Annotated in this window: 5 protein-coding genes; all 5 read right to left on the bottom strand. The window is 66.8% G+C overall.

Annotated features, from left to right (window positions below):
• Nucleotides 1–3: 3 nt before the first annotated feature.
• Genes addA through NKJ64_RS23715 form a run of 5 tightly spaced genes read right to left on the bottom strand, consistent with a single transcriptional unit; the run spans nt 4 to nt 11459 of the window.
• Nucleotides 4–3525: a double-strand break repair helicase AddA gene (gene addA, locus NKJ64_RS23695; protein WP_352463445.1), complete on the bottom strand. Its 3522-nt coding sequence runs from the start codon at nt 3523–3525 to the stop codon at nt 4–6.
• On the bottom strand, nt 3522–6659 hold the full coding sequence (gene addB, locus NKJ64_RS23700) for a double-strand break repair protein AddB (RefSeq protein ID WP_352463446.1): 3138 nt from the start codon (nt 6657–6659) through the stop codon (nt 3522–3524). Before addB ends, addA begins: the two co-directional genes overlap by 4 nt.
• Nucleotides 6656–7360 (bottom strand): nucleotidyltransferase family protein, encoded by a 705-nt coding sequence (locus NKJ64_RS23705; RefSeq protein ID WP_031197320.1) that lies wholly within the window; start codon nt 7358–7360, stop codon nt 6656–6658. The genes addB and NKJ64_RS23705 overlap by 4 nt, the downstream gene beginning before the upstream one ends.
• A gap of 14 nt (nt 7361–7374) precedes the next feature.
• Nucleotides 7375–8886: a tRNA (adenosine(37)-N6)-threonylcarbamoyltransferase complex ATPase subunit type 1 TsaE gene (gene tsaE / locus NKJ64_RS23710; RefSeq protein WP_352463447.1), complete on the bottom strand. Its 1512-nt coding sequence runs from the start codon at nt 8884–8886 to the stop codon at nt 7375–7377.
• 8 nt (nt 8887–8894) lie between these two features.
• Nucleotides 8895–11459 (bottom strand): sensor histidine kinase, encoded by a 2565-nt coding sequence (locus tag NKJ64_RS23715; protein ID WP_352463448.1) that lies wholly within the window; start codon nt 11457–11459, stop codon nt 8895–8897.
• Nucleotides 11460–11509 lie beyond the last annotated feature (50 nt).

The following is an 11509-nucleotide window of genomic DNA, read 5'->3' on the forward strand; positions in this document are numbered from 1 at the left end:
GTGTCACGCTCCCGTGAGTCGGGCAAGGGCGTCATCCATCGCCTGCGCCGGCAGTTCGATAAGCCTCGGTGCCTCGGTGAACAGCAGTGCTGCCGTCACCGCGCGGCCGGGGTAAAGCGGCTTCAGCAGCGCGCGGTAGAGCGCCAGCTGTAGTATATAGGCCGGCGGCACCTGGGCCAGGCCTGCGGGCGCCGGCCGGTTGGTCTTGTAGTCGACGATCGATACGCGCCCGGGCGTCACCGCCAGCCGGTCGATCTTGCCGGAGATCGAGCGCAGTCTGCCCTTGACCTCAAGGCTGCCCATCACAGCAACTTCGGCGCGGGACGACGGCGAAAACAGCCCGGCAAAACGCGAATCTCTGAGGATCGCCATCACCGAAGCCAGCGCCTTGTTGCGCTCGGCCTCCGGCCAGTCGGCGCCGGCTCGAATGAGATACTGCGCCGCCGCGCCTTGCCGTTCGTCTTCGGCAAAACCGGGCAGCATCTGCAGCAGCTTGTGCAGCGCCAGCCCGCGCATCACGGCAAAACCGGGCTCCGCTTCGCTGTCCAGCACCGGCGAACGCGTATCGACGACCGCCTCCTTGCCCTCGTCGATCAGCGCCGAAGCGCCAGAGGGCGATAGCGGGCGCGGCAGTTCTTCATAAGGCGGCAAAGGGCGAAACAGGTTTGCCGGCAAGAACGGCAAAAGCGGTTGCGGCAGCCGCGCCTCGTCGGCGGCTGCCAGCGCCACCGGCGGCAGCTTGGTGATGACGAAGCGATGCACCGGCTCGCCGCTGGCGGGATGATGGCGCTCCGTGCTTTCCGGCGCGGCAAGCAGCGCGCGGCTGACAATCGAATGCCAGGTGCCGGTGCTCGGCGAACGCTTGCCGTGATAGCCGCAGACGATCAGCCGGTCCTCGGCGCGCGTCATGCCGACATAGAGCAGCCGGCGGTATTCGTCGTCGGCAAGCTCCCGCGCCCTGGCCGAGGCCGCCTTGGAGAAGCCGTTCGCGACATCGGCGGCCGAGCGCCAGAGATAGCCCTTGCCGTCGAAATTGCGGCCCGAAGCGTCGAACGGCATCAGCCGCGGCAGATGCTGGTCGCTGAACGGCGCCGACCCGCCATCGACCAGGAAGACAACAGGCGCTTCCAGGCCCTTGGCGGCGTGCACGGTCATGACGCGGACCTCGTCGCGCGTCTGGTCCATCTCGCGCTTGATCTCCGGGCCGGTGTTTTCCAGCGTCGCCAGGAAGGCCTCCAGCCCCGGCAGTCCGGTGCGTTCCTCGGCCAGGCAGAAACTCAGGAATTCGTCGAGGATGTCGCCGGCTTCCGGTCCAAGCCGGGCGATCATCTTCTTGCGCAGGCCGTCGCGCGCCAGCACCCCGGCGTAGAATTCGAACACCGGCCGGAACGCCGCCTCGTTGGCCCAGCCGTCGAGCCGGGCAACGACATCGGTCAGCGCGGTATTGTCGCCAGCATGCTGGCGTAGTGAGGCGATCAGCGATGTTCCGGCTGGCCGTCCGGCGCCAAGCGTAAAAAGCGTCTCCTCCGACACGTCGAAAACCGGGCTGCGCAGCACGGCGGCGAGCGACAGGTCATCCTGCGGCTGGATGAGGAAATGGCCGAGTGCGATCAGGTCCTTGACCGCGATGTGGCCGGGCAGGCTCAGCCGGTCGGCGCCGGCGACGGGAATATCGCGGTCCTTCAGCGCGCGCGACAGCGCATGGACGAAGCGGTCGCGCTTGCGCACCAGCACAAGAATGTCGCCGGCCCTCAGCCTGCGTCCCTTGCCCTCGATGATCTCGCGGTCCTTGAGCCAGGTCTGGATGGTCGCAGCCACGTGCTCGGCCACCCGCACAGCCGGCGCGCTGGCATGATTGACCGGCAACGTCCAGTCGTCGGGCTCCTCGACGGCGTCAGCGCCGAGCGACGGCCAGACCTCGACATAGCCAGGCGCGTCGTTGCGGATCGCCTTGTGGTCGAGCGGATCGGGGTCGTGGCTGATGCCGCGCCGCACGCCCGGATCGGCAAAGACGCGGTCGACTGCGGCAAGCACGTCGTCGGTCGAACGGAACGACCAGGTCAGTTTCAGGTCGGCAAACGAAGCATTGGCTGCGTTCACGCGTCCGGAAAACAAGAGCCGGCTGTCGGCAAAGGAATCCGGTGCGGCACCCTGGAAGGAATAGATCGACTGCTTTTCGTCGCCGACGGCAAACACCGTGCGATTGGCCGTGCCGCGCTGGCCGTGGCCGGCAAAGAACTCCTCCGCCAGCCGCTTCACCACCTCCCATTGGTCGGGGCTGGTGTCCTGCGCCTCGTCGAGCAGGATGTGGTCGATGCCCTGGTCGAGCTTGTACTGCACCCAGGGGCCGGCATCGGGCCGCGCCAGAAGGTTGACGGTGCGGGTGATGAGGTCGTTGAAATCGAGAAAGCCGCGGCTGCGCTTCAGGCGCTCGTACCGCACGATCAGCCAGTCGGCTATGGTCAACGCCGCGACCGTGCCTTCCAGCATCCGGAACAGCGCCAGCCGGTCGGAGACGTCTGTTATCGACTTGACGGCCGCCAGATAGCGCTCGGGAAGGTCGGGCAGCCGGCCGAGCAGCGCCTTCTTGAACAACTTTGAGGGATCATAGGGGTCGCCATCGGCCTTGAGAAAGGCTTTGCCGAGCATCTGCAGCCGGCGGGTCGGGTCCGTCTCGGCAAAGGCCAACCGGGCATAGGGCAAGAGATTGTTGAGCACGGTGCGGGCGTCGGCGGCCTCGGCGGCACTGGCGAACACTGCAAAGAAGTCCGGCAGGAAACCCGGCAGCGGCCATACCGATGCCGCTATGTCTTCGGCGCTCCGCCCGGGGCGAAAATGGAATTCGTCGAACAGGGCCTGAAAGCCGCCGCCGTCGCGCCGGACCGCATCGATGAAGCCGCGCAGCCCGTCGCGCTTGCGCACGATTTCGGCGAGCAGCGCATCGAGCCCGTGTTCTCCGCCGCGCTCCAGCACGGTGGCAAAGGCCTCGGCCAGTCCGGCGTCTCCGGCTGACGTGCCCGAAATCATGTCGCGGCGGGCGCCAGCAAACAGCGAGGCCTCCATCTGCGGATCGAGCATTTCGAAATGCGCCGGGATGTTGGCCTCCAGCGGAAACTGGTGCAGCACCGATTCGCAGAAGGCGTGGATGGTCTGGATCTTCAGCCCGCCCGGCGTTTCCAGCGCTTCGGCAAACAGCCGGCGCGCCCGCCGCATCGTGTCGCGGTCGGGTCGGCGGCCGTCCACCGCCTCAATCTTTGTGGCAAGCTCGGCATCGCCGAGCGCCGTCCATTCCGACAGGGTCGAGAACACGCGGTTCGACATGTTGGCGGCGGCCGCCCGCGTATAGGTCAGGCACAGGATCTTCGACGGATCGGTGCCGTTGAGCAACAGCCGGATGACGCGCTGGGCCAGCACATGCGTCTTGCCGGATCCGGCATTGGCCGACACCCAGGCCGAGTTCTTCGGGTCGGAAGCGCGCGTCTGGCTGGCGGCGGTTTCGCCGGGAATGGGATAGGCTTTTTTCATGCCTCCCCCGCCTCGTCATCGCTGTCGCCGCCGGCCGACCATTCGAGCACGCGCGCCAGGTGGTCGTAGTCGCCATCGCTCTCGCCTTCGCGAAACGGCAGCGCCCGCGACAGATAGCCGGTCGCCGGATCGGCATAGTGAATGAGCAGTTTTTCCAGCCGCGCCCAGGCCTCTTCGGCGAGGTCTTCTGCGGTCCGGGGCTGGCGGTTGTAGTCGAGGATGGATTCCTCGAACACTTCGCCATTCGGCTTCAGCCGCACGAATGCAAGCTGCGAGGGTTCGCGCGCGCCAAGCCCCTTGAAGGCGCCGCGCCGGAGCAGCGCCCCTTCGAGCGCCAGCTGTGGCGCCAGCAGCGTGTGCGCCTGCGCCTTGGACGGCGAGGAGCCGGTCTTGTAATCGAGAATGTCGGCCATGCCACCGGCCAAAAGGTCGACGCGGTCGGCATAGCCGGACAGCGTCACACCGGTACGGCCGACAGCCGTCTTTTCGGCGCGCTCCTCGGCATGCCGCCGGGCGACGGCAGGGGCGCGGCCGCGCTCCCATTCGATGATGTTGGCGGCGAGCTTTTCGAAGCGCGGCCACCACACCGCCTCGACATCGGCGGGTAGGGCAATGTCGGCGAAGCAGGTCCGGCCGGCAGCGATGAGGCGTTCCAGAGCTTCGGGCGCGCGGGGATCCGCCACCTCTGTCGAGAACAGATGCAGGATGTCATGAAACAGCGTGCCGCGCTCGGCCGCACCGGGATCGCGGATCACCGGCTCGAGCGGCAGAAGGCTCAGAATACGCTTGGCATAGACCGCATAGGGGTCGCGGCGCAGCGTCTCGATCTCGGTCACCGAGAAGTGGGTGGGCCGCATGCTCAGCGGCGGTTTCGGCTGCGGTCGCGGCGCGAAATGCTGCCGCTCGCCGGCATCGAGCGCGCGCGCCCAGGCAAGCAATTCGTCGCCGCGCCCGCGCAATGCGGCCGCCGGATCCTTGCCGATGAAGGTGAGGATGCGCTGCAGCCAGCGCGACGGCACCGCCGGTGCGTCGCCGGCTCGGGCGGAGCGCGTCAGCACCACCTTTTTCGCCCCCATCGCCATCTGGAAGTCGTGGGCGGCAAGGCCGATACGGCGCTCCGGCGGCTCGAGATCGATGCCGGTCTTCATCAACCGCGACATGAAGCGATCGCTTTCCGGCTTGCGTGGCCACACGCCCTCGTTCAGCCCGCCAATGACCAGCGTGTCGACATTCTGCAGCCGCGCTTCCAGCGCCCCCCAAATGGCGATGTTGCGGTCGGTGCCTTGCCCGGGCTTGACCGTTTCCGGTGCTACCAGCGCGTCCATCACATCAGGCCATTCGTCGGCCGGGAAGTCGAACGAGGCCGAGGCCGCGACCACACCGCGCAGCAGCTCGGCGAGTTTCTCGCCGGCGTCGCCGGCATAAAATTCAGCCAGGCTGCGCTCCGCCGTGCGGCCGAGATTTTCCAGCGCGGCGACGCTCGCTCTGGTCAACGCGACAAGATCGGCATTCTCTTCACCGCGAAAGGCGGTCAGCGGCGCCAGTGCCGTCACAAGCCGGCTCAGCATATCGCGGGCATCGTCGATGCCGCGCACGCTCAGGCGCGAAAACCAGAAGGGCTGGCGCTTGTCCCCGCTCAGCCCGGCGAGACGCTCCTCGAACAGTGCTGGCAAGGCGGCGATGTCGGGGCGTCCGGTGCCGCCGCGCAGCGCCACGAGTTCGATGAGCTCGGCGGCATGGCGCACGCCGGTGCGCTCAAGTCCGAGCCCGAGCAGCGGATGCTTGAGCAGCGACAAAAGGCCGACGGGATCGCCGGGCCGGAATACCGCTTGAAGTGTGAGCCGCAGCAGGCTGGCGGCAGGCGTGTTGGCGAGCGGCGTGCCGCCGGAATCGTCAGCGATCACACCGAAGCGCAACAGCTCGGCCGAGACGCGCCGCGCCAGCCCGCGGTCGCCGGTAACGAGCGCTGCCCTGTGCCCCGGCTGTTCCACGGCGGTTTTCAGCGCGATGGCGATCGCCGCCGCCTCGTCGCGTTCGCTGGCGGCTTCGACCAGCGTCACATCGGCGAAGGCCTCGGCGATATCCAGGGCGTTGAAGCGTATGCGGGTCTCGGCCCATAGTTCCGTGGTCTCGGCCGGACGCAGCGCCTCGCCGACAAGGGCCGCGCGGAGCACCAGTGCGGGCTCGGCGGCGACCACTTCCTCGACATCGCCACGCAGCACGCCAACCTTGCCGATCAGCTTGGCCATGCCGTATTGTGGGTGGCCGAGCAGTGCCGGCCGCGCACCGGGCGCCGCAATCGCGGCAAAAGACGGTTCGTCCAGCATCCCATCGAGCCCGGGCAGCACCACGGCGCCATTAGGCAGGCTGGCGACCGTGGCAAGCAGTTCAGCCGTGGCCGGAATAGAGCCCGTCGAGCCGGCGGCGATCACCGGCCCTTTGGGCGGGTTGCGTTCCAGCCGCTTCGCCTCGCGCCGGATCAGCGCATTGCGGTGCGCGGCCGGGTTGGAGCGGTCGCGCTCCTCCAGCAATTTCGGCCAGGCCTCGGTGACGATACGGAGGAAATCGAGCGTCACCAGCCACCAACCGGCAAGATTGCCGGTGACCAGATCGGCAAGCCTGGTCCAGTCCGTGCCTTCGGTTTCGATTTCGTCCATGAGCCGGGCGAGGTCGCGCGCCAGCCAGATCGCATCGGCGGCGGAGGCCGGCACGACAATCTCTTCGTTGAACATATCAAGGACATGCGCCGGCAGGGTGCGCTTCCAGGCCTGCACCAGCGGCGCCAGCAGCAGCAGGCGTTCGATGGCTGCGATCGGCGGCGCCATTTCAAGCTCGGTCGGCGTGCCGGCGTCGAAGGCGGCTTCGTCCTGGTCGAACTCTCCGAGCGGGCGGATGACCGGCAGGATCGCCGAACGGCGGCTCCCTCCCGGTCCCGAAAGCGCGTCGACAAAGGCGCCGCGCAGCGCCCGGGCCGCGCGCCGTGTCGGCACATAGATGGTGACATCAGCCAGCGCCAGCGGATCGCCGTCGAACCGGAAGCCGGGCACCAGCCGTCCGGCCAGCAAGGCCTCGGCCAGAGTCGGCAGGAATGGCGCTCCGGGCGGGATCGAAAGAACGCGGCGCGCGCCGCTCATACCACCTTCGCGAGAGCTTCGGCGGCGGCCGCTTCCGCCTGCGGAATGGCGTCGGGAGTGCCGACGGTGATCCAGCTTCCGCGCATCTGCATGCCGAACAGACGGCCAGAGGCGATTGCCTTGTCGAAATAGGTGTTGAGCGAATGCGCCCCGGCCGGCGCATCCCTGAAGATGGCGGGATTGACGATTGCCGCTCCGGCATAGATCAACCCGGCCGGATCGCCTTTCGAGCGCCGCAGGCCGCCATCCGGCGCCATCAGGAAATCCGTGCCGACACCGTGTCCGGTGGCCGAGTCGAGATCGGTAAGCATCAGCAGAATATCCATTTTCGCGCCGTCCCATGCAAGGGCAAGGCGCTCGAGGCTGGGCTGGCCGCTGTCGATCCAGAACGTATCGGCGTTGATGATGTAGAAGGGGTCGCTGCCCAGCAGCGGCAATGCCTTGACGATGCCACCCGCCGAATTCAGCAGTGCGTCGCGCTCGTCGGAAATGACGATCTTTGGCGCCCGCCTGTGGGCGATATGGGCGACGATCTGGTCCGGCAGATAGTGCACGTTGACGATGGCTTTCTCGACGCCGGCCGCTTCGAGACTGTCCAGCCCCCAGTCGAGCAAGGTCCTGCCGGCGATCCGCACCAGCGGCTTCGGCATGGTGTCGGTGATCGGCCGCATGCGCTTGCCAAGACCAGCCGCCAGCACCATCGCTGTGGTCAAGGTCACGGGAGCCGTTCCTCCAGCAGGCCATGTGCCATGTAAAACTCCTTCAACTGAGCCAGCGCCGGGTGCGCCAGCGCCCGCCTGAGATAATCGCGGATGCGCGGCAGGTGTCGGAGATAATAGGGCTTGCCGTCGCGCTTTTCGAGCCGCACGAAAATGCCGAGGATCTTCGAATTGCGCTGCGCCGCCATGATCGCATAGGCCGCGCGGAAGGCGTCCTCATCGAAGCCGCCGGCGGCGTGGCGCGCAGCGACATAGGCGTCCACGGTCCGCTGCTCGATATCGGGCGAAACGGTGACGCGGGCATCCATGGCCAGCGACGCAACGTCATAGGCCGCCGGACCCATCAGCGCGTCCTGGACATCGACGATGCCCAGCCGGTCGTGGCCTTTGCGGTCACCGCGCCAGATGATGTTGGGCGAATGGAAGTCGCGCAGCATCAGCGTGTATTCCTGTGTGTCCAGCCGATCGAGAACCGCGTTCCATTCCCTGTGATAGCCGGCGCGTAAAGCCTCGCTTGCCGGGCTGCCGGTCACCATCGGCACATACCAATCGACCAAGAGATCGGCTTCGATCAGCATGGCGGCGCGATCGAAGGGCGGCACCTCGTGGAAGACGCCCGGCACGGCCTCCATGCGCTGCGGCCAGGTCTTCCCATGCATCATCGCCAGCAATTCGGCCGCTGCCGCGTAGCGCTCGGCCACCGGCTCATCATTGCCGTCGAGAAAACCTTCCGAGCCCAGATGCTCCAGCAGCAGAAAGCCCCGTTCGAGATCCTCGGCATGGATTTTTGGGACACTGACACCTTGCGACAGCAGCGCCTTGTCGATGGCGACGAAAGCGGTGACCGACTGCGCCGTGTGGGCGATCACGGCATAGGGCTTGCCGTCGCGCACCGGCGGCCCCAGCACCAGCCGCGGCGAATTCATCAGCACGCGCGGCGCAAGGCCGGCGAGCGAAACAATCTCGTAAGAGCGCGCCGAGGCGTCACCGACGAAATGGCGCCGCGCGGCGTCGCCCCAACCGGCCGTTTTGAGGAAATCGCGCATCGCCAGCGATCGCGCCACGCGTTCGAAGGCAACGCCTTGGCCCGATAGTTTCGCCAAGCGGCCTTCGTCCTGATGGACGAGTTCGATCCAGATCGACGTTCTCGGAAGAGCGGCCTCCGCCCGTTCCGGCCACTCGACAAGGGCAGCGCCCTGCAGCAGCGCCTCGTCGAAACCCAGCTCGTCCATCTCGCCGGCCGAGGACAGGCGATAGAGATCGAAATGGTGCACGGGGATGCGCGTGTCGTAGCTTTGCACCAAGGTGAAGGTAGGGCTCGGCACATCGAGGCCGGCATCATCGGCCAGCGCCCTGATCAGGGCCCGCGCCAGCGTCGACTTGCCGGCGCCGAGATCGCCCTTGAGCGACAGCACGTCGCCCGGCCGCAGCGCCATGGCCAGGTCTTCGCCGAGCCTTGCGGTCGCAGCCTCGTCGGCGAGAAAACGCTCCAGCACAACAACAGTCATCGAGCGCGCTACTCGGCCGCGGCGCGGATGCCCGACGGTGCATCGGGGAAGGTGCAGATGACGGTGGTGCCCTTGTCCTTGCCGGTCTCGATGCGCACGCTGCCGCCGTGCAGCTCGACAAAGCTCTTGACGATCGACAGGCCTAAGCCCGCACCGCGCCGGCGCCCGCCATTGGTGCGCGGCTCGAAGCGGCGGAACACCGAATCGAGCAGGTCCGGCGGCATGCCGGGGCCGTTGTCATGGACGGAGAATTCCACACCTTGCTCCAAATGCCGGCAGGCAAGCGTGATAGTGCTCGCCTCCGGCGCGTAATTGGCGGCGTTGCTGAGCAGATTGTAGAGGATCTGGCGAACCCGGGTCTCGTCGCCGTGAAAACTCTTCGGCGCCGCAGCGGCGTCGATCCGGAGCTTGATCGAATGCTCTTGCAGCCGGTCGGCGACCAGTTCGGCCGCGGCCTCGATGGTGCGCTCGACGCTTACTTCCGAAATGTCGAGCTGCATGATGCCGGCGTCGACGGTGGCGAGGTCGAGTATGTCGTTGACGATGGTGAGCAGCACCGAGGATGACGAGCCGACATGCTCGACATATTCGCGCTGCTTTGGGCTGAGCGGCCCGGTCGCCGGCAGCGACAGAAGCTCGGTGAAGCCGATGATGTTGGTCAGCGGCGAGCGCAGCTCGTAGGAGACATGCTGCACGAACTCGTTCTTCAGCTGGTCGGATTTCTGCAGCGCTTCGTTCTTGTCCTTCAGCGCGCGCTCGACATTGACGCTGTCGGTGACGTCCACAAAGGTCATCATCACCTGGCCGTTGGGCAGCGGGATGACGGCGTAGCTGAGCACTGTGCCGTTCTTCAGTTCGGTCTGGCCATGGCGGTCGCGGCGCTCGTCGTCGAAACCGGTGATGGCGGCGACGAACCCGCCCCACGGGCTGTCTACGGCGCGCTGGTCGCTGAGATCGCGGATCGCCGAGACATGGAGGTTGGGCTTGATCACATCCTGGCTCAGTCCCCACAGCGCGACAAAGGCCGGGTTCGACAGGCGCAGCCGCCCATCGGGACCGAACACCGCGACGCCTTCGGCCAGATTGTCGAGCGTTTCGCCCTGGACCCGCACCGCCGTCTGGTAGCGGCTTTCGAGGTCCATCTTCTCGGTCAGGTTCTCGAACACCCAGGTCACGCCGCCCTTCGGCTGCGGGTTGGCCACCACGCGGATGGTCTTGCCGTCGGGCAGATGCCACCAATGCTCTTGCGATTCCACCGCGCGGTAGGCGCCAAGCAGGCCTTCTTTCCAGCGCCGCCATTCCGGCTGCTCGGCGATCTTGCCTTCGCTGCGCAGCCGGTCGAGCAGCAGCGCATTGTCGGGCGCGCTGTGCAGGAAGCCCGGGTCCAGCCCCCACAGTTTCTGGAACGCCTGGTTGAAGAAGCGCAACTTCTCGTTGGCATCGAAGATCGCCACCGCCGTGTTGAGCTGGTCGAGCGTGTCGGCATGGCTGCGCACCGTGCGCTCATATTCGCCGCGAATGGTTTCGGTGGCGCTGGTGTCGCAGGCAAGGCCGGCCGAGCCGTCGGCACCGGCGAAGTCGGTGACGGCGAACACGCGGCGGTCGCCCTCGATCACTGTCGACAGCGTTTGTTCGAAGATTGGGCGCGATTTGTGCTGCGCGGCGATCTGTTCGCGCGCTTGGGCGCCGAGGAATTCCTTGGCTTCGCGCACCGCGGTCTCGGCGTTCGGTGCCTCGACCGCTCCGGCATAGGCACGGTTGACCCATTTCAGCCGCCCGTCGGTGGCGCGCAGCCAGGCCGGCATCGGCAAGGCGTCAAGCAGGCCGATCATGGTCTCGTAGTCGGCGGCCAGCCGCTGGTTCTCGATCTTCAGCCTGGCCTGGCTTCGCTGCGTCTCCGACAGCGAGACGAAGCGCACCAGCACATGCGCGGCGCTCTTGCGGCCATGCACTTCAAGCGGCGCCCCGGCCTGCGATTCGATCACGAGATCAAAGGGTTTCGCTTTCTCGCGCAGACCAGCGACGGCATTTTCGAGCGCCGCCGCCGAGCGCGGCATCAGCCAGCGGCCGAAGGCGAGGAAGGCTGCACGGTCGTCCGGCGCACCGCTTTCCAGCGGCAGCGTGCCGATCAGCTCCGGCTTCTTGTTCTCCGACGCCCAGACGATCACGCGCTGGTCACGCAGATTGAGCAGCGCCTCGGAGCGCTGCAGCGCCGCATTGATGTCGGCAATGCGGGCTCTGAGTTCGACATTCTGCGCCGAGGTGCGGGCTCTTTCGCGGATCAGGAAGATGGCCGAGACCAGTGCCGCGCCCATGACGCCGACGAACATGGCGAGCTGGATGACTTCGACCGCGCTGACCGACAGTCCGGCCTTCTGCGCAATGGCCGGCTCGGCATGGGCGGCAAACGAGGTGAGCGGGCCGGCAAGAGCTGAGGTGGCAAGAAAGCCGGCGGTGCGGGCGCCAACGCGCCTCTTCAGGCCACCGCCTGTCGTGACGGAGCCATTGCTATCGGAATCGTCATGGCCGCCGGAAACGGCCGATCCCGCGCGAGGCGGGTTTTCCCCCGGCATGCCTTGGTCCTCTTCGCCGCCTGAATGCAAGACCGCCTAGATCAGGATCA

Origin of the sequence: Mesorhizobium sp. M0062 (assembly GCF_040323125.1) — a bacterium.
In the GTDB taxonomy this organism is placed as follows: domain Bacteria; phylum Pseudomonadota; class Alphaproteobacteria; order Rhizobiales; family Rhizobiaceae; genus Mesorhizobium.